This is a genomic window from Microbacterium sp. 22195 (assembly GCF_052056515.1).
Classification (GTDB): domain Bacteria; phylum Actinomycetota; class Actinomycetes; order Actinomycetales; family Microbacteriaceae; genus Microbacterium.
This window is the reverse complement of sequence record NZ_JBQEPE010000001.1, coordinates 1,134,175-1,155,929: the sequence shown is the minus strand read 5'-3', so window position 1 is coordinate 1,155,929 and position 21,755 is coordinate 1,134,175. Positions and strand designations below refer to the sequence as shown.

At 69.9% G+C, this 21,755-nt stretch carries 27 protein-coding genes; 15 read left to right on the top strand and 12 right to left on the bottom strand.

Translation table 11 applies throughout. The features are described from left to right. Positions 1 to 2: 2 nt before the first annotated feature. Complete coding sequence (gene ychF, locus ACTJJ4_RS05660; RefSeq protein WP_440942381.1) at positions 3 to 1,076, top strand: redox-regulated ATPase YchF; 1,074 nt, start codon at positions 3 to 5, stop codon at positions 1,074 to 1,076. 81 nt (positions 1,077 to 1,157) lie between these two features. After that, positions 1,158 to 1,328: a hypothetical protein gene (locus ACTJJ4_RS05655; protein WP_440942380.1), complete on the top strand. Its 171-nt coding sequence runs from the start codon at positions 1,158 to 1,160 to the stop codon at positions 1,326 to 1,328. A 124-nt stretch (positions 1,329 to 1,452) separates the two neighbouring features. Here the strand turns inward: ACTJJ4_RS05655 and ACTJJ4_RS05650 are convergent, their stop codons facing one another. Both ACTJJ4_RS05650 and ACTJJ4_RS05645 read right to left on the bottom strand, forming a co-directional pair. Beyond that, on the bottom strand, positions 1,453 to 3,294 hold the full coding sequence (locus ACTJJ4_RS05650) for an alpha/beta fold hydrolase (protein WP_440942379.1): 1,842 nt from the start codon (positions 3,292 to 3,294) through the stop codon (positions 1,453 to 1,455). Continuing rightward, the gene (locus ACTJJ4_RS05645; protein ID WP_440942378.1) at positions 3,291 to 3,893 is read right to left on the bottom strand and encodes a TetR/AcrR family transcriptional regulator; all 603 of its coding nucleotides are present in this window, start codon (positions 3,891 to 3,893) and stop codon (positions 3,291 to 3,293) included. Before ACTJJ4_RS05645 ends, ACTJJ4_RS05650 begins: the two co-directional genes overlap by 4 nt. Before the next feature lie 185 nt (positions 3,894 to 4,078). Here ACTJJ4_RS05645 and ACTJJ4_RS05640 point away from each other — a divergent pair, with 185 nt between their 5' ends. From ACTJJ4_RS05640 to ACTJJ4_RS05625, 4 genes are all read left to right on the top strand, one after another. Next, positions 4,079 to 4,549 (top strand): hemerythrin domain-containing protein, encoded by a 471-nt coding sequence (locus ACTJJ4_RS05640; protein ID WP_440942377.1) that lies wholly within the window; start codon positions 4,079 to 4,081, stop codon positions 4,547 to 4,549. Positions 4,550 to 4,606: 57 nt separating this feature from the next. Continuing rightward, on the top strand, positions 4,607 to 4,855 hold the full coding sequence (locus ACTJJ4_RS05635) for a hypothetical protein (protein ID WP_440942376.1): 249 nt from the start codon (positions 4,607 to 4,609) through the stop codon (positions 4,853 to 4,855). 4 nt (positions 4,856 to 4,859) lie between these two features. Next, positions 4,860 to 5,345 (top strand): DUF2716 domain-containing protein, encoded by a 486-nt coding sequence (locus ACTJJ4_RS05630; protein ID WP_440942375.1) that lies wholly within the window; start codon positions 4,860 to 4,862, stop codon positions 5,343 to 5,345. Positions 5,346 to 5,432: 87 nt separating this feature from the next. Then, positions 5,433 to 6,254, top strand: coding sequence for a DNA-formamidopyrimidine glycosylase family protein (locus tag ACTJJ4_RS05625; protein ID WP_440942374.1), 822 nt, complete (start codon positions 5,433 to 5,435; stop codon positions 6,252 to 6,254). A 28-nt stretch (positions 6,255 to 6,282) separates the two neighbouring features. On the opposite strand, the gene arfB is transcribed toward ACTJJ4_RS05625, so the two are convergent. Then, positions 6,283 to 6,726, bottom strand: a complete 444-nt coding sequence (gene arfB / locus ACTJJ4_RS05620; protein ID WP_440942373.1) for an alternative ribosome rescue aminoacyl-tRNA hydrolase ArfB — start codon at positions 6,724 to 6,726, stop codon at positions 6,283 to 6,285. Between the two features lie 17 nt (positions 6,727 to 6,743). Further along, positions 6,744 to 7,403, bottom strand: a complete 660-nt coding sequence (locus tag ACTJJ4_RS05615; protein ID WP_440942372.1) for a dihydrofolate reductase family protein — start codon at positions 7,401 to 7,403, stop codon at positions 6,744 to 6,746. 121 nt (positions 7,404 to 7,524) lie between these two features. On the opposite strand from ACTJJ4_RS05615, the gene ACTJJ4_RS05610 reads away from it, so the two are divergent. The 5 genes from ACTJJ4_RS05610 to ACTJJ4_RS05590 all read left to right on the top strand — a co-directional run bounded on the left by ACTJJ4_RS05610 (position 7,525) and on the right by ACTJJ4_RS05590 (position 10,600). Next, positions 7,525 to 8,259: a class I SAM-dependent methyltransferase gene (locus tag ACTJJ4_RS05610; RefSeq protein ID WP_440942371.1), complete on the top strand. Its 735-nt coding sequence runs from the start codon at positions 7,525 to 7,527 to the stop codon at positions 8,257 to 8,259. Between the two features lie 43 nt (positions 8,260 to 8,302). Beyond that, positions 8,303 to 8,665 (top strand): hypothetical protein, encoded by a 363-nt coding sequence (locus ACTJJ4_RS05605; RefSeq protein ID WP_440942370.1) that lies wholly within the window; start codon positions 8,303 to 8,305, stop codon positions 8,663 to 8,665. A gap of 77 nt (positions 8,666 to 8,742) precedes the next feature. Beyond that, positions 8,743 to 9,609 carry an AraC family transcriptional regulator gene (locus ACTJJ4_RS05600; RefSeq protein WP_440942369.1) on the top strand — a complete coding sequence of 289 codons (867 nt, stop codon included), beginning with the start codon at positions 8,743 to 8,745 and terminating at the stop codon, positions 9,607 to 9,609. A 117-nt stretch (positions 9,610 to 9,726) separates the two neighbouring features. After that, positions 9,727 to 10,266: an alpha/beta fold hydrolase gene (locus ACTJJ4_RS05595; protein WP_440942368.1), complete on the top strand. Its 540-nt coding sequence runs from the start codon at positions 9,727 to 9,729 to the stop codon at positions 10,264 to 10,266. Between the two features lie 7 nt (positions 10,267 to 10,273). Next, a complete protein-coding gene (locus ACTJJ4_RS05590; protein WP_440942367.1) occupies positions 10,274 to 10,600 on the top strand; it encodes a YchJ family protein in 327 nt (108 codons plus the stop codon). Positions 10,601 to 10,610: 10 nt separating this feature from the next. Here the strand turns inward: ACTJJ4_RS05590 and ACTJJ4_RS05585 are convergent, their stop codons facing one another. Then, a complete protein-coding gene (locus ACTJJ4_RS05585) occupies positions 10,611 to 11,189 on the bottom strand; it encodes a 1-acyl-sn-glycerol-3-phosphate acyltransferase (RefSeq protein WP_440942366.1) in 579 nt (192 codons plus the stop codon). A gap of 88 nt (positions 11,190 to 11,277) precedes the next feature. Beyond that, entirely contained in the window at positions 11,278 to 11,568 is a 291-nt protein-coding gene (locus ACTJJ4_RS05580) for a Fe-S cluster assembly protein HesB (RefSeq protein ID WP_285633987.1), read from the bottom strand. A 144-nt stretch (positions 11,569 to 11,712) separates the two neighbouring features. Between ACTJJ4_RS05580 and ACTJJ4_RS05575 the strand changes: the two genes are divergently transcribed. Further along, positions 11,713 to 12,357, top strand: coding sequence for a DUF1345 domain-containing protein (locus ACTJJ4_RS05575; RefSeq protein ID WP_440942365.1), 645 nt, complete (start codon positions 11,713 to 11,715; stop codon positions 12,355 to 12,357). Between the two features lie 21 nt (positions 12,358 to 12,378). Here the strand turns inward: ACTJJ4_RS05575 and ACTJJ4_RS05570 are convergent, their stop codons facing one another. Next, positions 12,379 to 12,852 carry a DUF6328 family protein gene (locus ACTJJ4_RS05570; RefSeq protein WP_440942364.1) on the bottom strand — a complete coding sequence of 158 codons (474 nt, stop codon included), beginning with the start codon at positions 12,850 to 12,852 and terminating at the stop codon, positions 12,379 to 12,381. A 109-nt stretch (positions 12,853 to 12,961) separates the two neighbouring features. Here ACTJJ4_RS05570 and ACTJJ4_RS05565 point away from each other — a divergent pair, with 109 nt between their 5' ends. Continuing rightward, the gene (locus tag ACTJJ4_RS05565; protein ID WP_440942363.1) at positions 12,962 to 13,111 is read left to right on the top strand and encodes a hypothetical protein; all 150 of its coding nucleotides are present in this window, start codon (positions 12,962 to 12,964) and stop codon (positions 13,109 to 13,111) included. 21 nt (positions 13,112 to 13,132) lie between these two features. On the opposite strand, the gene ACTJJ4_RS05560 is transcribed toward ACTJJ4_RS05565, so the two are convergent. The 3 genes from ACTJJ4_RS05560 to ACTJJ4_RS05550 form a co-directional block, all read right to left on the bottom strand. Then, entirely contained in the window at positions 13,133 to 13,711 is a 579-nt protein-coding gene (locus tag ACTJJ4_RS05560) for a carboxymuconolactone decarboxylase family protein (protein ID WP_440942362.1), read from the bottom strand. Positions 13,712 to 13,759: 48 nt separating this feature from the next. Next, positions 13,760 to 14,866 (bottom strand): 3-deoxy-7-phosphoheptulonate synthase, encoded by a 1,107-nt coding sequence (locus ACTJJ4_RS05555; protein WP_440942361.1) that lies wholly within the window; start codon positions 14,864 to 14,866, stop codon positions 13,760 to 13,762. A gap of 253 nt (positions 14,867 to 15,119) precedes the next feature. Further along, positions 15,120 to 16,592: an MDR family MFS transporter gene (locus tag ACTJJ4_RS05550; protein ID WP_440942360.1), complete on the bottom strand. Its 1,473-nt coding sequence runs from the start codon at positions 16,590 to 16,592 to the stop codon at positions 15,120 to 15,122. Between the two features lie 170 nt (positions 16,593 to 16,762). On the opposite strand from ACTJJ4_RS05550, the gene ACTJJ4_RS05545 reads away from it, so the two are divergent. Further along, the gene (locus ACTJJ4_RS05545; RefSeq protein ID WP_440942825.1) at positions 16,763 to 18,766 is read left to right on the top strand and encodes an ABC transporter ATP-binding protein; all 2,004 of its coding nucleotides are present in this window, start codon (positions 16,763 to 16,765) and stop codon (positions 18,764 to 18,766) included. 33 nt (positions 18,767 to 18,799) lie between these two features. On the opposite strand, the gene ACTJJ4_RS05540 is transcribed toward ACTJJ4_RS05545, so the two are convergent. Together ACTJJ4_RS05540 and ACTJJ4_RS05535 are read right to left on the bottom strand one after the other, a co-directional pair. After that, on the bottom strand, positions 18,800 to 19,573 hold the full coding sequence (locus ACTJJ4_RS05540) for an SDR family NAD(P)-dependent oxidoreductase (protein WP_440942359.1): 774 nt from the start codon (positions 19,571 to 19,573) through the stop codon (positions 18,800 to 18,802). A 17-nt stretch (positions 19,574 to 19,590) separates the two neighbouring features. Then, entirely contained in the window at positions 19,591 to 20,529 is a 939-nt protein-coding gene (locus ACTJJ4_RS05535; protein ID WP_440942358.1) for a glycosyltransferase family 2 protein, read from the bottom strand. A gap of 70 nt (positions 20,530 to 20,599) precedes the next feature. On the opposite strand from ACTJJ4_RS05535, the gene ACTJJ4_RS05530 reads away from it, so the two are divergent. Next, positions 20,600 to 21,589 (top strand): squalene cyclase, encoded by a 990-nt coding sequence (locus ACTJJ4_RS05530; protein WP_440942357.1) that lies wholly within the window; start codon positions 20,600 to 20,602, stop codon positions 21,587 to 21,589. Positions 21,590 to 21,755: the final 166 nt, after the last annotated feature.

Genomic DNA, 21,755 nt, shown 5'->3' with positions numbered 1-21,755 from the left:
CCGTGGCTCTCACTATCGGAATCGTCGGCCTGCCCAACGTCGGCAAGTCGACCCTCTTCAACGCGCTGACCAAGAACGACGTGCTCGCGGCGAACTACCCGTTCGCGACCATCGAGCCGAACGTGGGCGTCGTCAGCCTGCCCGACAAGCGCCTCGACGTGCTCGCCGGGATCTTCGGCAGCGAGCGCATCCTGCCCGCCGCGGTGTCGTTCGTCGACATCGCCGGCATCGTGCGCGGCGCGAGTGAGGGGGAGGGCCTGGGCAACCAGTTCCTCGCCAACATCCGTGAGGCCGACGCCATCGCGCAGGTCGTCCGCGGCTTCGCTGACGATGATGTGGTGCACGTCGACGGATCGGTGAATCCGGCATCCGACATGGAGACCATCAACGCCGAGCTGATGCTCGCCGACCTGCAGACCCTCGAGAAGGCGATCGTGCGTCTCGAGAAGGAAGTCAAGGGCAAGAAGACCGAGCCGGTCGTCCTGGAGATGGCCAAGGCCGCTCAGGATGCTCTGGAGCGCGGCATCCTGCTGTCGGTGAGCGGTCTCGACCTCGCGCCGATCAAGGAGCTGGGTCTGCTGACCGCGAAGCCCGTCATCTTCGTCTTCAACGTCGACGAGTCGGTGCTGACGGATGCTGCGCGCAAGGCCGAGCTGGAGGCGCTGGTCGCCCCCGCGAAGGCGATCTTCCTGGACGCGAAGATCGAGTCCGAGCTCATCGACCTGGACCCGGAGGACGCCGCCGAGCTGCTCGCCTCCACGGGGCAGGAGGAGTCCGGCCTGGACCAGCTCGCACGCATCGGCTTCGACACTCTGGGGCTGCAGACCTACCTGACGGCGGGGCCGAAGGAGGCCCGCGCCTGGACGATCCACAAGGGCGACAAGGCCCCGCAGGCCGCCGGCGTGATCCACACCGACTTCGAGAAGGGCTTCATCAAGGCCGAGGTCATCTCGTTCGAGGACCTGGTCGAGACCGGCTCGGTCGCCGAGGCGCGCGCGAAGGGCAAGGCGCGCCTGGAGGGCAAGGATTACGTCATGCAGGACGGCGACGTGGTGGAGTTCCGCTTCAACGTCTAGTGCGAGCAGCGGGATGCTGCCGGGCGCTGCATCTCCCCATCGATCGCTATCCTGATCGGACACTCGACGCGGAGGGGAATCATGGGCCAGTTCGATCAGCTGCCGGGAGAGACACGCGAGCAGTTCGTCCGCCGATTCTCGCAGCGCCCCGGCGTTGTCGCCGACGGTGTCACGCTCGTGGACCTCTACAACCGGATCCGGATGCTCGAGGCCAGGGTCGACGAGCTCGAGGAGCGGAATGCTGAGAGCTGACACGCGTCTCGCGCGATGCTCTGGCGCCTTGACGGCATGACGGGCAGGCATCGTCGAGGAAACGGGCTGCGGCGCGAGAGCGAGGCAGAAGGCGAGCCGCGACGCGGCCCGGCCGTGCTGCGCTTCACCGTCTGAGACCGTCCTGCGCGGCGATCGAGAAGACCTCATCGCGAGGTCCCAGCCGGTCTCCGAGCAGGGCGACGAGTGCGTCGGGGTGGGTCAGCTGCGGGTGGTGCCCGGCGCGCTCCAGTGTGATCAGCTCCACGTGAGGGAGCGGCGCGAACTGTGCGATGGCACGCGGGTCGAGGGGATCCTCACTGCCGGTGACGATGCGCACCGGACCGCTGAACCGCGCGAGCGCCGCTCGCAGTTCGGCGCGCCATCTCTTCGATCCCGCCCGGGCGAGCTGCACGGCCGCACGCGCGGCGCTGCCGCGCCTCAGGTCGCGGACGCTGGACTCGAGAGCGGCGGCGCTCGCGTCCGAGCCGGTCAGCTGCCGTGACAGCCGTGCGGGATCGGTGCGGCGGAGGTACGCTCGGATGAGCGGGGTCAGTCTGGTGGCGACCCCTGTCGGCGTCTGGAGGAAGAACGGGGCGATCAGCGTGAGCGAGGCGATCCGCTCCGGCATCCGGTCCGCGGCGACGACCGCCGCAGCGGCGCCGATCGAGTGGCCGATGAGGTCGGCGGGTTCGTCGCCCAGTATCGCGGGCAGCCAGAGGTCCCAGTCCTCGACACCGGTGCCGCCGGTGAGTCCCAGGCCGGGCAGATCGACGACGCGCGCGCCGATTCCGCCCGCCACGCCGGACCAGGTGTCCGCGTTGATCGGCAGGCCCGGGAGGACCAGGCGAGAGGATTCCGGTGCGCCGAGCTGGAACGTCCGCACACCGCCGGCGTCGACGAATCGACGGGCATCCGCGCGGGCAGCGCCGAAGCGATGCGCGGCCAGGTAGTCCGCCCACAGTTCCAGGGACGCCCGGGCGTCGGGCATCCTCAGGCCATGCCGTTCGGCGAGCTCGATCGCGGATGCCGTCGGGTAGCGGTCCGCGGAGAGGAAGCCGATCGTCTCGGGGTCAGTCCTGCTGATCCGCCGGGGAAGCCTCTTGATGGCGGCGACGGGGATCCGCAGTCGCGGAACCTTCGCGCCCAGGTGGCGGGCGAGGTGCGCCAGCATGTCCGGCAGCGGCGGCGTGGCGTCGTCGAGGATCCAGTACGACCTGCCGGCGGCGGCCTCATCGATGGCGGACGCCGCCATGAAGGCCGCCAGATGATCGACTGTGACGATCGGGACGAAGGTGGTCTCGTCTCCGGGCAGAGCCGCCACGGTGCCGTTCCAGAGCTCCTCGACGCTGCTCGCGAGGCCGACGTGCTGCTCCGACTCGCCGGTGACGCTGTCTCCGATCACGGTCGCCGGGTTGACGATCGTCCACGGGATGCCGCGCTCCTGCGCGAGGGCCTGGAAGATCGCATCGGACTCGACTTTCGAGCCTTCGTACCCGCCCAGCTCCCGGTACACGGCGGCGCGATGCTCGTCGGACCACGGAACGATCGCGGGATCCTGGCCGCCGACGCGATAGCCCGAGATGTGCACGACGCGCTGCAGACGGGGAAGGCCGGCGGCGAAGTCGATCAGCCTCTCGACGATGCCGACGTTCGCGCGTCGTGCCTCCTCCGCGGGCATCCCGAAGCGGAAGGAGCCGGCGCAGTTGTGGATCTCGGTGACGGACGCAAGGACCTCGGGGCCGCCCGGGACGAGCTCCGGGCTGTCGAAGTCGACGATCACGGTGCTGATCGGCCGGCTCGGCCCGTGCGACGCGAGCCATCGCTCGATGCGCGCTCCGGAGTCGGCGGATCGCACGGCTGCCGTGACCTCCGCCCCCGCCGCGGCGAGAGACAGGATGAGGTGCCGGCCGATCAGGCCGGAGGCGCCGAAGACCAGCGCATGGCGGGAGTCCTCGCGCGGCGTCATCGCGTCGCCCCTGCCGTCCGGATGCGCTGCTCGATGAGGTCCGAGACGACGTCGGCGGCCGATTCCAGCGGCTGAGGGCTCCGCATCGCGCGGGACACGATGACCGCCCCCTCGATGGTGGCCACGATGACCGTGGCCAGAGAGCGGGCTCCCTCTGCATCGACGCCATCCGCCTCGAGCAGCGCCGCCGTCGGCACGATCCACGACTCGAAGGCGGAGGCGCACGCGTGCCTCAGCCGCTCGCTCTCCGCGCCCATCTCCAGCGTCACGACCGAGACCGGGCAGCCCAGCCGGTAGTCGCTCCGGCTGACGATAGAGGTCAGGGCCTCGATCGCAGCGCGCGCAGCCTGCGCCGCCCCGCCGGCGGATTCCGCAGCCTCGGCGATCAGCGTGCCGAACTGCGCGGCAGCGAGATCGACCGCCGCGACGCCGAGGCCCTCCTTGCCGTCGGGGAAGTGGAAGTAGATCGAGCCCTTCGGCGCGGCGGCGTGATCGATCACGGCGTTCAGCCCCGTGCCGCTGTAGCCGCTGGTCTGGATGAGCTCGAGCATGGATTCTGCGAGCCGAGCCTTGGTCAGGTCTCCCTTGGACATCGTCATGAATGAAGAATAGACCGGTCTACATATTTTGTGCAAAACGGAACAGACTGCGCACTGACCGGAGCCATCGCGGCGGTGCACTACGCTGGCCTGAGCGTCGCGTGCCGGTGGCAGACCGTGTCAGGCATGGAGGCGTGGAACCTGAAGGAGACGGACGTTGACGATGTCCACCCCTTCGCCCCAGCGTGACTGAGGGCGAGAAGACCAGGCTGGTGGCCTGGAGTCAAGAGCTGCGGAGCGTGCATGCACGGCTGCGCAAGGCGCTGCGGATCGCGCAGGACGCCGCTGCCGAAGGCGGATCGGTGGAGACGGCGAGTCGTGATCTGCTTCTGTTCTGCCATGGATTCTGCGCTGCCCTCACCGGGCACCATGTGGCGGAGGACCGGGAACTGTTCCCTGCCATCGCTGCGGAGCATCCGCACTTGCGGGAGACGCTGCAAAAACTGGAGCAGGATCATTCGATGATCGCGCACCTGATGGGCGGGCTGCAGGCGGCAGTCGACAGCCGGGCTGCGCCGGACGAACTCGCACGGCACCTCGACGGGGTCTCCGCGATCATGGAGAGCCACTTCCGCTACGAGGAGCGGCAGCTGCTCACCGTGCTGGAGACGCTCGCTCTGGATGCCGAGCCGGCTTGGGCGCTGGGGCCCTTCTGATCGCGCGCCGGTGTCGGGCAGGCCACGTCCGAGGAGTCGATGGCTAGCATGTCGGACATGACCGACGCCGACGACCTCGTGCTCGACTTCTCGCCTCCGCTCGTCGCGGTGCTGCTCGCCGCGGAGCGTTCGAAGGGCGCGCCGCTCGACGAGGCGGAGACATTGGCGGTGCGCGACGACGCCGTCTGCATCCGCGTGCCCCGGTCGGTGGCGGATGCCATGGCGGAACAGCGCGGTTATGCGGACATCGACCCCGAGCGGTGCTGGGAGCAGTGGCAGGACATCCGCGCGCAGTTCGATGAGTGATCCAGTGTGGCGTGAAGTCGACTACGAGACGGCGTGGACGCCGTTCGATCGGCGGTTCGTGTTCGCCCCCGACTTCTACGAGCGCTCCGCTCCTGCGATCCGGCTGCCGGAGGATGCCCTCGTCGTGGACCTGGGGCCGATCTTCGAGAGCGACCGGGCTGGTTTCGCCGAGGGCGCCGCGACTCTCGACGATGCCGCATTCGAGGCGTTCGCCCGGCTGGCAGGTGACGCGGAGATGGTCGCTCTCGACTGGCAGCATCCGGCCTACCTCTATTCGCCGTCGGCGCACAACCGAGGTTCTGGCGAGCCTGCGATTCCCGTCTTCCCGAACGGCGACTACCACGCCCACATGCCGCTGGACCTGCGCTGGGGCACCTTCGGGCACCCCTGGCAGCGCACGTTGACGATCTGGGGAGACGACCTCGTCAGCGGGCTCGGCGAGGAACTGCTGACCTGGCTTCCCCGGCATCCGCAGAGCCCGCGGCGGTGAAGCCGGTCACCAGACCCGGCGCGTCCGCTGGGCCATCCGGCCCGTGCGGAGCGTGCTCGAAATCCGGCACGGTGCGAGGATGTACGCATGCCCGAGTCACCGGAGGTCCAGGCGCTCGTCGAGTTCCTCGATGAGCGGATCGCAGGTCGTGAGATCGCCGAGGTGGACGTCGTCGAGTTCCGCATCGTCAAGACGCGCGACCGCCTCCCCGCCTCGCTGACCGGCGCCCGCATCAACGGGATGCGGCGGTTCGGCAAGCACGCCGGGCTCGAGACGACGGCGGGCTGGCTCATGATCGGATTCGGCCGCAACGGCTGGATACGATGGCAGGCGCCCGGAGATCCGGCTCTCGATCCTCGCGGGCCGGAAGTCGCCAGGATCGTGCTCGACGACGGCGCCGTGATGCAGTTCGTGGACACGGGCGACTTCCTCGCCGTGACGGCATCGGTGGTGGACGCCCCGACGGATGTGCCCGGCATCGCCGCCCTCGGGCCGGACCCGCTCTCCGCCGATTTCACCGCCGATCATCTCGAGCGTGCGCTCGGCACCCGCCGGAAGCAGATCAAGGCGCTGCTGCAGGAGCAGACCTCACTCGCGGGCATCGGCAACGCGTACTCCGACGAGATCCTGCATCGGGCACGGATTCCGCTCGCGACCCATGCCGCACTTCTCGACGCAGCTGACCGGGAGCGGCTCTTCACCGCGGTGGTCGGGACCATGACCACAGCCGCCCAGGAGCGCCGTGGTCTCCGCCCCGATGAGCTCAAACCGGCGAAGGTCTCCGCCATGGCTGTGCATGGCCGAGGCGGACAGGCGTGCCCGGTGTGCGGATCGACGATCGTCGACCAGATGTTCGCCGGCGCATCCGCGCAGTCGTGCCCGCAGTGCCAGCCGGAGCACGACGGCTGACGGCACACGGTCGATCACCTACGAGTGCTCAGTCCGACGCCCCGGGACGCCGCCGCGCGTCCTTCGCCTCCGAGCGTCGCTTCTTGTCGTCGAGACGCCGTCGCTGGGAGCTCCTCGTCGGGCGCGTCGCCCTTCGGACGAGGGCCGGCACGACAGCATCACGCAGCAGCGCGGCGAGCCGCTCCCTCGCGGCGATGCGATTCAGCCGCTGGGAGCGCTGCTCGCTGACGCTGATGATGAGCGTCGTTCCGGCCAGTCGCGGCGCGAGCCGCGCCAGCACGCGGCGACGCTGCGTCTCGTCGAGGGCGCTCGTCGTGCCGAGGTCGATCATGAGCTGCACGCGGGAATCGGTCGTGTTCACGCCCTGCCCGCCCGGTCCCGACGCCCTGGAGAACTGCTCGATGAGATCCGCAGCGGGCACGACGATGCCCCGGGGCGCACCGGGGCCCGGCATGACGTGCAGATCGTCCACGTGACCAGGCTGGCACATCACCGCCGCCGGGTGAGGGTCAGGTGCGTCACCCCGCTCGGCGAGGACACGGCCTCGATCGCATAGCGCTCGTCGAGAGCATCCAGGCCGTCCCAGAGCCGGACGCCGCGTCCCAGCAGGATCGGCACCTGCACCACGTGGGCGACATCGACGAGTCCAGCGGCGAGGAAGTCGCGCAGCATGGCGGGCCCGCCGCCGATCCGCACGTCCAGGTCGCCCGCCGCATCGCGCGCCAGGTCGAGCGCCTCTGCGGGAGAGGCATCGACGAAGTGGAACACCGTGCCTCCCTCCATCTCGATCGAGGGCCGGGCGTGGTGGGTGAGGACGAAGACGGGCGTGTGGAACGGAGGGTTCGGCCCCCACCAGCCGCGCCACTCGTCGTCGGTGCCGATGCCCGTCCAGGGGCCGGTGGACGCGCTGAACTTGCCACGGCCCATGATCTCGGCGCCGAAGCCTATGCTGTGCTGCTCGGCGAACACGTTGTCGATCCCCGTGGAGCCGCCTGGCTCTCCGACCATGGACCGCCAGAACCGCGTGGCGAACATCCACTCGTGCAGGCGCTCGCCGGCGTGGCCGAACGGGGCGTCGATCGTGATGCCGTCTCCCGTGCCGAAGCCGTCGAGCGAGATGGAGAAGTTGTGGACACGAACCTGCGGCATGAGCGACTCCCTCGGTTGAGCGACGGTGATCTGCGAATCGTGCTGCGGGTAATCTACCTCGCCGGGCTCCCGCAGCTCTCGGCGCGGGCTCGAGACGACGGCGTCCCGCTAGCCTGTTCGGATGAGCGCCCCGCAGGACTACGACCCGCGGATCGTCGATCTGTACGACCTCGACAATCCGGACGGGCCGGACCACGACTTCTACCGTGCGCTGGCCGACTCCCGCGACGCGCGGAGCATCCTGGATCTGGGATGCGGCACCGGCATCCTCACCGTCACCCTGGCAGCCGAGGGGAGGCGCGTCGTGGGCGTCGATCCCTCCGCGTCGATGCTGGCCTTCGCGAGGGCTCGCCCGGGCGGGGAGCGGGTGGAGTGGATCGAGGGCGACACCGAAGTGCTGCCGGAGGCACGATTCGACCTGATCCTGATGACGGGCAACGTCGCACAGCACATCCCCGACCCGGCGTGGATGCTCACGCTGCGGCGCCTGCGCGCCGTCGCGGCCCCTGGCGCCCTGCTCGCCTTCGAGAGCCGCAACCCCGAGGCGCGCGCCTGGGAGTCGTGGACCCAGGAGGTGCCGTCCGTCAGGGAGACGATGCACGGGCCGCTGGCGGAGTGGAGCGAGATCGAGGAGCTCGGGGACGGCGTCGTGCTGCTGCGCGCGTTCAACCGCTTCGCGCGCACCGGTGAGACGGTGATCGAGGAGCAGTTGCTGACCTTCCGCACCGAGGAGCGCGTCATCCGGGAGCTGCAGACCGCCGGTTTCGACACCGCTGCGGTGTGGGGAGACTGGACGCGTGCGCCGTACGACGGCCGGCAGAGGCTCATGATCTTCGAGGCCACGCCGACCGCATAGCATCGAAGCGTCCCCGGGAAGGGGCACGAGACGAGGGGGACATGTGGGAAGGCGCAAGACACCGGAGGAGCGGGCCGATGAGGAGCGCCGCTATGCGCTCGCCAGCGCCGCGCACACGGACGAGGACTTCGAGCCGTTCTTCACCGATGCGAACCAGGCGATCCGGAACGCCGCGGCGATGAACCCGGATGCCAGCGCGGCCGTGCTCGACCGCTTCGCATCGGACCGCTTCTGGAGTGTGAGATTCGCCGTCGCCGAGCACCCTCGCACGGAGCGCGCGACCCTGCTGCGCATGCTCGAGGCCGACCCGCGCCGCCGTGGTGTGGTGCATCACGAGACCCGGAAGCGCCTGGAGCGCGAAGGCGTCCGATTCGGCGAGGACGGGATGCCGATCCCGGGAGATTGACATCCGATCGGATCGGACCGCGATGATCGGGCGCCGCGGCCGTCGCTGAGGCGAGAGTGGATGCGAAGGGAGCAGCCATGATCGAAGTGCTCAACCACCTGGTCGACGAGATCGAAGCTCATCTCGGCGACGAGACGGATGTGGACGCGCTGGCCGCGCGCCTCGGCACCACCGGGTATCACGCGAGGCGGATGTTCTCGTCGCTCGCGGGCATGCCCGTGTCGGAGTACGTGCGGCGGCGTCGGATGACGGTCGCGGCGTCCGATCTGATCGGCGGCGACGACCTGCTGACCATCGCCGTACGGTACGGGTACGGCTCGACCGAGGCCTTCGGCCGGGCGTTCCGGGCCGTGCACGGCACGAGTCACGGCGATGTCCGGCGTGATGGCGGTCCCCTTCGCAGCCAACCGCAGCTCAGGTTCCGCCTGACCGTAGAAGGGAGCACCCCCATGGATGCCCGCATCACCGAACGCCCCGCCTTCCGCCTGATCGGACACGCCGCGCGCGTGCCGCTGATCCACGAGGGGATCAACCCGCACATCCAGGCGCACATCGCCTCGCTGCCGATCGAGGAGCACGCGCGCCTCAAGCAGCTGAGCGACGCCGAGCCCGCCGGGCTCCTGCAGGTGAGCGCCGACGTCGACCCCGACTACACGCAGGGGAGCGAGCTGACCTACCTGCACGGAGTCGCGATCACCGCCGACTCCGACGTGCCGGCGGATCTGGACGCCATCGAGGTGCCCGCAGGCGCCTGGGCCGTGTTCCGCACCTCCGGCGCGTATCCGGCCGCGCTGCAGTCCACCTGGGCCGCGACCGCGACCGAATGGTTCCCGTCCAACCCCTGGCGTCTTCGTCCCGACCCGTCGATCGTCGCCGTGCTCGACCGCTCCGAGGACTTCAGCACCGCGACCACGGAGCTGTGGCTGCCGATCGAGCGGAGCTGAATCCAGGTGCGGCCGCGGATGCACCGGATGCCGGGCGTCCGCGGCCGTCGCCGCCGCGAGAGAGGCCAAGTAGGGTTGATGGGGCGCACCGCCCGTCACGACCCCGAGGAGCATCCAGTGGCAGAGAGCAGCACCTTCGAGCCGGACGGCCGTGCCGTCGACTACGTCGACGAGGGCGAGGGACCCGTCGGTCTCGTGCTGATCCACGGCATCGGCCGCACCGGTGAGGCGCTCGGCGTCATCGCGCACTACCTGGCCGAGGAGGCGGGGTTCCGCGTCGTGCAGATCGGCGCGGACGCCGTCGACGACGTCATCGCGGTGATGGACCACCTGGGCCTCGAGGACGCCTGGATCGGCGGTCACGGCTCGGGCGGTACGCTCGCACGCCACGTCGTCGCGGAGCACCATGAGCGCTCCAACGGCCTGCTGCTCCTCGGCGTGGAGGACGAGGACATCGCTCTGGCCCCGGCTCTGCCCGTGCTCATCATCCAGGGCTCGGACGACGACGTCACCCCGCCCGTCAACGGCGACCGCCTGCAGGCCACCGCGCCGGAGCGCGCGAGCGTGAAGACGCTCGCCGGCGCCGACCACCACTTCCCGGTCACGCACCCGATCGAGACCGCGTACATCATCGAGGAGTACCTGGACTGGGACTGACCACGTCATGACCGACCAGGAGGAGCCCTCCACCGCCGAGGAGCTCATGCGCTCGCGGTTCGCCGCGTTCAAGCGCGCCGACGCCGCCTGGCTGCTGCGCACCTGGCATCCGTCCACCCGGCCGGACGACCTCGACCTCCGCGACAACCCGCGCTGGCGCGGGCTGCAGATCGTCGAAGTCGCCGGCGGGGGAGCAGATGCCGATTCGGGCGTCGTCGAGTTCCGCGCCACCTATCTGCAGGACGACGGCGAGCTGGGCATCCTGCACGAGCGCTCGCGCTTCGTCCGCGATGACGGTCGCTGGTACTACGTGGACGGCGATCTCTTCGGATAGCGCCCGGCGTTCACGAGGCGAGCGGCTGCTCCTCGCGCAGTCGCGGCTCGACGCGGTGCTCGGGCCGCAGGCCCGCCTTGTCGGCATAGAACGCACGGATGCGGTCCATGTCGGCGGCCACATCACCGGTCAGCTCGATGGTCGGTCCGAGGCCCGTCGTCATCGTCGTGCGGTCGACGTAGCCGAGGGTCACCGGCATCCCGGTCTCGCGCGCGATGCGGTAGAAGCCGGACTTCCAGTGCGAGTGCCCCTTGCGCGTGCCGTCCGGAGTGACGACCAGGCCGAAGACCTCGCCGTCCTGCACCTTCGCGACCACGTCGCCGACCACGCGTCCCGGATCGCTGCGGTCTACCGGGATGCCGCCGAGCGCGCGCATGATCGGACCGCGCCAGCCATGGAACAGGCTCTTCTTCCCGAGCCAGCGCACGTCGATCCCCAGCCGCCAGGCGATCGCGAGCATCAGCACGAAGTCCCAGTTCGAGGTGTGCGGCGCGCCGATCAGCACCGTCGGTCGGGAGGGAGCGGGTTCGGTCGTCAGCGTCCAGCGGCTGAACGTCCAGAACACCCGGGAGATCAGGCGGCGGAGCATGGTTCAACGCTAGGGCCGGGCGCATGCGCCGCACGGCATACGAAGAGCCGCCGCCCGAGCGGGCGACGGCTCTTCGAGGTGCGGACGGTCAAGCCGCCTGCGGGAGCAGCGTGAACGACACCGCGCCCTGTTCATCGACCGTGGCGTCGAGCACCTTGTCGTTCAGCGCCTCGGCAGCGGCGTGCTCGAGGAACACGTGGATCTCGTCGTCGCCGATGACCTCGTCACCGGGTTCGGGCGTCGGAGCGACCGTGACGGCGAAGCGCGGCTCCGCCTCCGTCCCCGACGAATGGATGCGAAGGCCCGCATCCGGCGTCGTGCTCTGCTGGGCGACGATGGTCGCCGCGATCGTGTTTGCGTTCTCGGTCAGGGTGAGCATGCGCTCTCCTTCCGGTTGCGGACACCGCACCGTCCAGCACGGTGTCCGAGCCACGATTCCGCACCGGACGCGGACGGACAACCCGAACCGCCCGACTCGGAGGCCATTCACATCTGCGCCTGATCCGGCGCGTAGCATTCGCTCATGGACGATCAAGCCGTTCGCGCCTCCGTGCGTGTGAGGACCTCCGTCTCGGTGCTGATCGGCATCCTGGCCGGTGCCGGCATCGGCATCTGGCTCGGCCCCGCCGCAGGCATCCTGGGCGGCTGGGGCACCCTCGCACTGATCAACGCGGTGTGGGTGCTGCTGATCGTGTGGCCCATGGATGCGGCTGCGACCCGTGCTCATGCGCTGGCCGAGGATCCGGGACGCCGGGTGGCACGGATCGTCGCCATCATCGGCAGCGTCGTCAGCCTCGCCGCCGTCGGCGTCGTCGTCGTGCAGGCACGGCACGCGCCCGAGATCCAGAGCTATCTGCTCGCGGGGACGGCCGTGCTCAGTGTCGCCGCGTCATGGGTGCTGATCCAGGCGGACTACATGCTGCGCTACGCCCGGATGTACTACTCCGAGCCCGCCGGCGGGATCTCGTTCAACCAGAACGAGGACCCGCAGTACAGCGACTTCGCCTACTTCGCGGTCGGCCTCGGGATGACCTACCAGGTCGCCGACACGAACGTGTCGAACGGCGCGATCAGGCGCGTCGTCGTGGCTCAGACCATGCTCGCCTACCTGTTCGGCGCGGTGATCCTCGCCACCGTCATCAACCTGGTCACGAGTCTCGGCGGCTGATCGCGGGGCGATGCGGCCGGGTCAGTCCTGGCCGCGCCTGAGCATCGCTGGCAGGCCCACCCACAGCAGCAGGATCGCGATCACGCCGAGCACCGATGCGACGACAGCGCTGGGCCGGTCCACCGTGACATCGAGGATCAGCGCCACCACGCCGACGGTCACCGCGCCGATCACGACGAGGTTCGCCTTGACCAGCCGGTTCGCGGTCCGCACCAGGGCGATCTTGCGGTGCTGGTGGAACAGCAGGCGATGCATGCCCACGGGTGCCAGCGCCAGCACGGTGGCGGTCGCCGCCAGCAGCACGAGCACCACGTACAGCGACCGCTGCACGGCATCCAGGTCCGCGAACCGCGGCTGGAAGGCGACAGCCAGCAGGAAGCCGGTCAGGATCTGCGTGCCGGTCTGCATCACGCGGAGCTCCTGCATGAGCTCGTTCCAGTTACGATCGGCGCGCTCGAGTGGCGTCTCGCCAGGGCGCTGCTGCGCTGCTTCCATGAGCGGCAGGCTACTCGCGACCGAAGCGGAGAGCGACAGGCGCGCGCGACGACGCGTGCGCCACGCCGGTGCCGGAGCCCGTCGCGCTGGGGCGGCGTACCATCGAAGGATGGCCGAACAGCAGACGGATGACACGACGGTGACGACACTCGCTGCGCCTCCGTCCCTGCAGCTGCTTCCCACGGACGCCGAGGCCGGGTTGTGCACCGACGGCTACTGCGTGCTCCCCGGTGTTGAGGCGCCCCGACCCACGGAGTGACCTCCGTCGATCCCGCTGCGCTCAGAGCCGCCCGGCGCGCTGCATCAGCGCGGCCGCGATCTCCGCGTCCAGCTGGAGGTCGTCGTCCATCGGCACTGCCAGGGCGAGCAGCGACCGGCTGAAGTGATTGCGCAGCCCCGCGGCCAGCGTGATGTCCAGGATCTGCCGGTCCGAGAAGCCGACGGCCCGCAGTGCCTCGGAGTCGGCATCCGTCATCGAGGAAGGCGCCGTCGAGAGCTTCTCGGCATAGCGGATCACCGCCTGCTCTGCCTCGTCGAATCCGCCGTCGTCGTCCTCGGCGAAACCGCGCAGCCCGGCCTCGTCCACGACCCCCGCCTTCAGCGACTTGCGCGCGTGGGCGATCAGGCAGTGCGCCGAACCGATGCCACGCGCCGCACCCAGCGTTGCCGCCTCGTACACGCGGATGCCGATGGACGGGACGACCGCCCTCACGAGCGCCATGAACGCCTCGTGCGCCTCCGGATTCACCGCCATCGCGGCGGTGTACGTGTGGATGAAGCCGTCAGCCGAGATGTCCTCCTCATACATCTCGGCGACGTGACCGCTGGCGCCGTCCCGCGCCGGGGGAGTGATGATCATGGCACCGCACAGTACTCCGCCGCCGGCGTGCGGGGAAGCCTCGGATCCTCAGGGCATGGCGGGCGTCCCTGACCTGGTGGAGGTACGCGCTGCATTCGCGGCGGCCAGGACGGCGAGTGCCTCGACCGTGGCATCCCAGCCCATGCACGCGTCGGTGATGCTCTGACCGCGCACCAGGCCCGCCGCGCCGTTCCGGACGTCGTGCTTCTGCGCGCCCGCGACGAGGTTGCTCTCGAGCATGACGCCGGCGACGGCGCGGCCGTCGGTCGCGATCTGCTCCGAGAGCTCCACGACCACCTCCGACTGCCGGATGTGGTCCTTGCCGCTGTTCCCATGGCTGGCATCCACGATCAGCCGGTCGGTCAGGCCCGCGGCGGCGAGACGCTCGGACGCCCGCCGCACGTGCTCTGCGCCGAAGTTCGGACCGTCGGCGCCGCCGCGGAGGATCACCGAGGTGTCGGGGTTTCCCGTCGTGGCGACCAGGCTCGCGCGCCCGTCGGCGCCGATCCCGAGGAACGCCTGCGGAGCGGATGCCGCGGATGCGGCGTCCAAGGCCACCTGCAGCCCGCCGTCCGTGCCGTTCTTGAAACCGATCGGCATGGACAGACCGGATGCCAGCTGCCGGTGGATCTGGCTCTCGGTGGTGCGCGCGCCGATCGCGCCCCAGGCGATGAGGTCGGCGGTGTACTGCGGGCTGATCGGTTCGAGGAACTCCGTCGCGCAGGGCAGCCCGAGCGCGGTCACGTCGCGCAGGAAGCCGCGGGCCAGGCGGAGACCCGCCTCGATGTCGTGGCTGCCGTCGAGATGCGGATCGTTGATCAGGCCCTTCCAGCCGACCGTGGTGCGCGGCTTCTCGAAGTAGGTGCGCATGACGATCAGCAGGTCGTCGCGGTGGTGTTCCGCCTCGGATGCCAGTCGGCGGGCGTATTCGAGCCCGGCATCCGTGTCGTGGATCGAGCACGGGCCGACGACGACGAGGAGCCTGTCGTCCGCGCCTGACATGATCGCCCGCACCTCGTCGCGGGCTCGGGAGACGACGACGGAGAGGTCGTCGTCGACCGGAAGCTCGCCGATCACCTCGGACGGGGAGGGGAGGGTGGCGAAGCCGCTGACGTGCAGGTCGGCGGTGCGGTCGGATGTCGTGATGCTGCTCATGGGTCCAGTCCTCTCGAAGGCGGACCCCGTGCAGAGCCCGCCGAAAACGGCACGGGGCTTCGCCCCGAAATGACGAAAGGCAGAGCGGATGCTCTGCCTTTGCCGGCTCTGAAGGTGTCGGTGCGCGCTACATCCGCGCCGGCTCCTCCAGAGCCGGCCCAAAATACGCGAACCAACGGGTCATACCCGGAACACTACCGCACGCCCGGGGACTCCGGGCGCGCGGCAGTGCCATGTGACGATGCGACTGCGGTCAGTGCCCGCCGTGCTGCGGTCCCTCGCCGTCGTCCTCGGGCTTGCGGATCAGGAAGGCGCCGATGATCGTGATCGTGGCGATGACCGCGCCGATCGTGACCGAGGTGCGCGTGCCCGCGGCGACGGCCGCCGGCACCTCGGTGCCGCCGCCCGCGTTCACGATCGTGGTGAACACGGCCATCATCACCGCGATGCCCGCGGCGCCGGCGACCTGCTGGATGGTGCCGATCACCGCGCTCCCGTAGGAGTAGAACTTCGGCTTGAGCGAGGCCAGCGACGCGGTGAACAGCGGCGTGAACGACAGGGCGAGCCCCACCGACAGCAGCGTCTGCGCGACCATCACCAGCCAGACAGAGCTGCCCGTGCTGAGCGTCGTGAACAGCCAGAGCATGGCGGCGGCGAGGATCGACCCCGGGATCAGCAGGATCCGGGTGCCGTGACTGTCGTAGATCCGGCCGATGACCGGGCCCAGCAGACCCATCGCCAGCGCACCGGGCAGCACGACCAGGCCGGCGTCGAGCGCCTTCAGTTGCAGGGCGTCCTGCAGGAAGAGCGGGATCACCGTGATGCTGCCGAAGAAGGCCAGCGAGAGGAGGAACATCTGCGCCATGGAGAGCGAGAAGTCGCGCGACGCGAACACGCGCAGGTCGAGCAGCGCGTCGTCCTCCTTCTGCAGCACCACCTGGCGCCAGAGGAACAGGCCGAGCCCGACCACGCCGACCGCGAGGGCGATCGCCATGGGCATCCAGCTGGCGCCGTTGCCCAGACCGCCGATCTGGCTGAGACCGAACACGAGACCGCCGAAGCCGAAGGCCGAGAGCACGATCGACAGCGCGTCGATCGGGGCGTGCGTGGTCTCGCCGACGTTCGTCAGCCAGCGCCATCCGATGAACATCGCGACCAGGGCGATCGGAAGCACGACCACGAAGATGGCGCGCCAGCCGAAGTGGTCGAGCAGGAAGCCGGACATGGTCGGTCCGATCGCCGGAGCGAGCGAGATGACCACGCTCACGCGGCCCATCATGCGACCGCGGGAGGCGGCGGGCACGAGGTTCATGATCGTCGTCATCAGCAGCGGCATCATCACGGCCGTGCCGGACGCCTGCACGACGCGGGCGCCGAGCAGCATCGGGAATCCGGTCGCCAGCGCTGCGAGCAGCGTGCCGACGGAGAACAGCGCGATGGCGCTGAGGAACATCTGACGCGTCGTGAAACGGCGCAGCAGGAACCCGGTGATCGGGATGACCACGGCCATGGTCAGCATGAACGCACTGGTCACCCACTGCGCGGCGATCGGTGTGATGCCGAGGTCGGTGATGAGGTGCGGGATCGCCATGCCCATCGTCGTCTCGTTGAGGATGGCGACGAAGGCGGCTGCGAGCAGCACCCAGATGACGGCCATGTCCTTGGCCGGGATGAAGCCGGGGGAAGCGCCCTGGGCGGGTGTGGTGCCGGTGTCGGCGGTGGACATGGGACTCCTCAGGAGATCTTGATGTGCGGTGTTCTCGCGAGTGCGACTGATCAGCGTTACAGCGTAACCGGAGCCACCGACATTCCATTCCGGTTCGCAGGATCTTTCCGATGAACGCGCCGCGAACGGGCGTCGACGTCGGACGGGCGCATTAGCCTGGGGCGATGAGCATGGGTGGCGTTCGCGGTGGGGGCGGTCGCGGATTCCGCGGTGTGGACGAGGCAGCGCAGCGCAGGCTGAACGCCGAGGCCCCGAGGATCGCCGACCTCGGGAAGCGCGTGGTCGCGCTCTTCCGCCCGTACCGCGGACGCATCGTACTGACCGTCGTGCTGGTGGTGCTCGGCGCCGCGATCGCGGTGATCCCGCCGCTGCTGGTGCAGCGGATCTTCGACGACGCGCTCTTCCCGGTCGGCGGTGGCGAGCCCGTGCTCGGTCTGCTGCTTCAGCTCGTGCTGAGCATGATCGGGCTGTTCCTGCTCTCGGCCGGGCTCGGGGTCGCGCAGACCTGGCTCACCTCCACGGTCGGCAACAGCGTGACGGGCGATCTGCGGGTGCGGCTGTTCGAGCATCTGCAGGCGATGGAGCTCGGCTTCTTCACCCGCACCAAGACCGGTGTCATCCAGTCGCGGCTGCAGAACGACGTCGGCGGGGTGTCCGGCGTGCTCACCAACACGATCACCAGCATCCTCGGCAACGTCGTGACCGTGATCGCCTCGCTCGTCGCGATGATCCTGATCGACTGGCGGCTGACGCTGATCGCCGTGGTGCTGATGCCGCTCCTCGTGCTGGTGCAGCGCCGGGTCGGGCAGGTGCGCGCACGCATCGCCGGCCAGACCCAGGAGTCGCTGTCGGAGCTGACCGCGATCACGCAGGAGACGCTGAGCGTCTCGGGCATCCTGCTGTCGAAGTCGTTCAACAGGCAGCGCACCGAGTCCTCGCGATACCAGCAGGAGAACCGCAACCAGGTGCGCCTGCAGGTGCGCCAGGCGATGAGCGGCCAGGGCTTCTTCGCGGTGGTCCAGGTGCTGATGGCATCCGTCCCGGCCGTGATCTACCTGGTCTCGGGCTACTTGGTCGCAGGCGGCACCGGCGCGATCACGGCGGGAACCATCGTCGCCTTCACCACCGTGCAAGCCCGTCTGCTCATGCCGATGATGGGCCTGATGCGCGTCGCGCTCGACCTGCAGACCTCCTCCGCCCTGTTCGCGCGCATCTTCGAGTACCTCGACATGGTCCCGGAGATCCAGGATGCCCCCGACGCGATCCCCGTGTCGCAGGCGCCCGGTCCGCGGGGCCGGGTCGAGTTCCGCGACGTCGTCTTCCGCTACCCGGATGCCGCGCCCGATGCGCGCGCGACGCTGCAGGGCGTCTCGTTCGTGGCCGAACCCGGGCAGCAGGTCGCGTTCGTCGGCCCCTCGGGCGCGGGCAAGACCACGATCCTCTACCTCGCCCCGCGGATGTACGCCGCGGCCTCCGGGGAGGTGCTGTTCGGCGGCGCGGACGTGCGCACGCTGACCCAGGAGTCGATCATCGACGACGTGGGCATCGTGTCGCAGGAGACGTACCTCTTCCACGCGACCATCCGCGAGAACCTGCTCTACGCCAAGCCAGAGGCCACCGAGGAGGAGCTGATCGCGGCCTGCACAGCCGCCAACATCCACCACATCATCGCGGGCTTCGAGGACGGCTACGACACGGTCGTGGGCGAGCGCGGCTATCGGCTCTCCGGCGGCGAGAAGCAGCGCATCGCCATCGCCCGCGTGCTGCTGAAGGATCCGCCGGTGCTGCTGCTGGACGAGGCCACCAGCGCCCTGGACACCGTGTCGGAGCGGGTGGTGCAGCACGCGCTGGACCAGGCGGCCGCCGGTCGCACCGTGCTCACGATCGCGCATCGGCTCTCCACGGTGATGGGCGCCGACATGATCCATGTGATCGAGGCCGGCCGCATCGTGGAGTCCGGCACGCACGCCGAGCTGCTCGCCGCGGGCGGGCTGTACACCGAGCTCGCCGCGCAGCAGATGGCCGCCTCGAACGTGCTCTCGGACGACGCTCCCGCCCTGCCGGAGCGGCGCGCCGATCAGGCGCCGAAGGACTCGGCCGCCGAGGACGCGGTGCGCGCGCTCACGGCATCCGTCCCTGTGCCCGACGTCCCGCACCTCGACCCCGACGCGTAGCGGCATCCGATCGGCGCGCGTTCCCGCGTGCCTTCAGTGGGCGGAGAGACCGCCGTCCACGAACAGCGAGTGCCCCGTGACGTACCCCGAACCCGCGCCGGCCAGGAACACGGCGGCACCGGCGAAATCGTCCGGCAGTCCGTTGCGGCCGATCATGGTGCGTGCCGCGAGCTCGGCGACCTTCGCGGGATCCTCCTGCAGCCGCGCGTTCAGCGGGGTCAGCACGAAGCCGGGCACCAGCGTGTTGCTCGTGACCCCGGTCCCACCCCACGCCTCGGCCTCCGAGCGCATGAGGGATTCGATCGCGCCCTTCGAGACGCCGTAGATGCCGCTGGACACGAACGCGCGATGCGCCTGCTGCGAGCTGATGTGGATGATCCGCCCGTACCCGCGCGCGGCCATGCCCGGCGCGAAGCGCTGGCCCAGCAGGAACGGGGCGTGCGTGTTCACGGTGAGGGTGGCATCCCAGTCGTCATCGGTGATCTCCGTCATCGGCGGACGGATGTTGATGCCCGCCGAGTGCACCAGGATGTCCGGCTCTCCGAACGGCTCTGCGACGGCCTCCGAGAGCGTCCGGATGCCGTCGCGGGTGCTCAGATCGCCGATGACGCCGGCGGCGCGGCATCCGGCATCCGTCAGCTCCTGCGCGGTCCGCTCGACGCGATCCCGCCCGCGGGCGGCGATCACGGTCGCCGCCCCCGCCTTCGCGAGCGCCGTGGCGATGCCGCGTCCGATGCCGGAGGAGCCGCCGGTGACGACGGCGGTGCGGCCGTGCAGCGAGAAGAGCGAGTCGAGGTAATCGGTCACGGCGTCTCCGTTCGGGCTCACCACGCGAGCGCGGCGGCGAGGGCGGGGTCGGGGCGGGCTTCGGCGAACTCGGGAAGCGCCTGGAGCTCGGCCTCGAAGGCCGTCAGCGTCGCGGAGTACTCGGGGTCGGGATGCTCGGCGGCGATGCGCCGCAGCGGCGGCAGATCCATGGCGAGGATCAGGTCCAGGCGGGCGACGACGGCCGCGCGCTGGCCGGCTTCGTGCAGCACGCGGATGCCGCCGCGGAGCGCCGCGAGGTAGTCCCGCAGCACCGGCATCCGGTCCTTGCCCTGCGTGATCGAGGTGCCGTCGGCTCGCAGCCGCCAGTGCGCGACGATGTCGGGGATCACATCGAACGCCCGCGCCTCGGTGTACATCCGCTGCGCGACGATCTGATCCTCGTAGGCGACGTTCTCGGGAAAGCGCAGGCCTTCCCAGAGGCTCGTGCGGCTGAGCTTGGACCACGCGACGATGTTCGCGGAGGCGTCCGGGTGCTCGGCGAGGGTGACGCCGAGGCGCCGCGGCGAGGTGGCCTTCGCCACCCACGGCTGCACGCGTCCGGGAAGATATCCGCTGCCGTTCGCGCGATTGCGCACGTATGCACCGGCGACGAAGTCGCTGCCCGACTCCTGGAGGGTCCCCAGCCACAGCTCGATCGCCGCCGGGGTGAGCTCGTCGTCGGCGTCCAGGAAGCCCACGAACGGGGTGTCGACCCGATCCAGTCCGATGTTGCGAGCTGCGCCCAGGCCCCGGGCCTCCACGTGGTGCAGTACCTCGAAGCGGTCGTCGGACGCCGCCGCGTCGGCGAACACGTCTCCGGTGTCGTCGATCGAGCCGTCGTCGATGAGCAGCGCCCGCCACCGCGGCATGGTCTGCGCTCGCAGCGATGCGATCGCGGCGGGTGCGAACGAGGCGATGTCGCGCCCCGGGACGATCATGGTGACGAGCGGATGCACGACCCCGATCCTACTTTTCCCTGCGGGGGCCGGCTTCCGCATGTCGGAGGCGCGGCGTAGCGTCGCACGCATGTCATCGCTGACGACCGAGAAGACCGACTGGCTGCTCGACTCCGACCCGGCTCTGCGCTGGCAGGTGCAGCGCGACCTGCTCGGCGATCCCGCCGACGTCTGGGAGGCGACGCGCGACCGGATCGCCACCGAGGGCTTCGGGGCTCGGATCCTGTCGCGTCAGGATCCGGACGGGCAGTGGGCCGGCGGGGCGTACTTCCCGTCGCGCGAGCGCGACCTGACCGGGCTGGGGATCATCGAGCGTGACGAGGACGCGCAGCCCTGGATCGCGACGACCTGGGCGCTGAAGGACCTGCGCGATCTCGGTCTCAACGCGACGGCGCTGCGGGGGACGGCGCAGAAGCTCGCCGCGAGCAGCCGCTGGGAGTACGACGACCTGCCGTACTGGGGTGGTGAGGTGGATGTGTGCATCAATGCCTTCACCCTGGCGAACGGCGCCTGGCTGGGCGCGGACGTCTCGGCGCTGGCTGCCTGGTTCCCCGAGCACCGGCTGGACGACGGCGGCTGGAACTGCGAGGCGGAGGAGGGGAACTCGGAGCGCTCGTCCTTCCACTCCACCCTCAACGCGGTCGTCGGGATGCGGGAGTACGAGCGTCTCACCGGGGACACGTCACTGAGGGCGACGCGGAATGCGGGGGAGGAGTATCTGCTCGAGCGTGCGCTTATGCGCCGTCTCTCCACCGGTGATCTCGTCGGTCCGTGGGTGAGCGAGTTCATCGCTCCCAGCCGCTGGCAGTACAGCGCGCTCGCCGCGCTCGATCACTTCCGCGCCGCGGCGCTGCTGGAGGGAGCCGCGCCCGACCCGCGCCTGGCGGAGGCCGTCGACCTGGTTCGCGTGGCACGGCAGCCGGACGGCAAGTGGCGGCAGGGCGAGGTCCCGGGAGGCGCCGTGTGGGTGGAGATCGACGCCCCGCAGGGCGAGCCCTCGAAGTGGCTCACGCTGATCGGCACGCGCGTGCTCGACTGGTGGGATGCCGCGCAGCACTGAGCGCTGTCGCGCTGGTGCGGGCAGGTCCGCACTGCCGCAGGGTGCGCCGATGCTGCGTGCACGCCGATGCCGCGTACGCTTCGCGCGGAGAAGTGCGCTTGGTGCGGACGGATTCCCGTGATTCGTCCGCGGGAGGTGCACAAGTCCGCGGGAAGTGCTCGGCTCA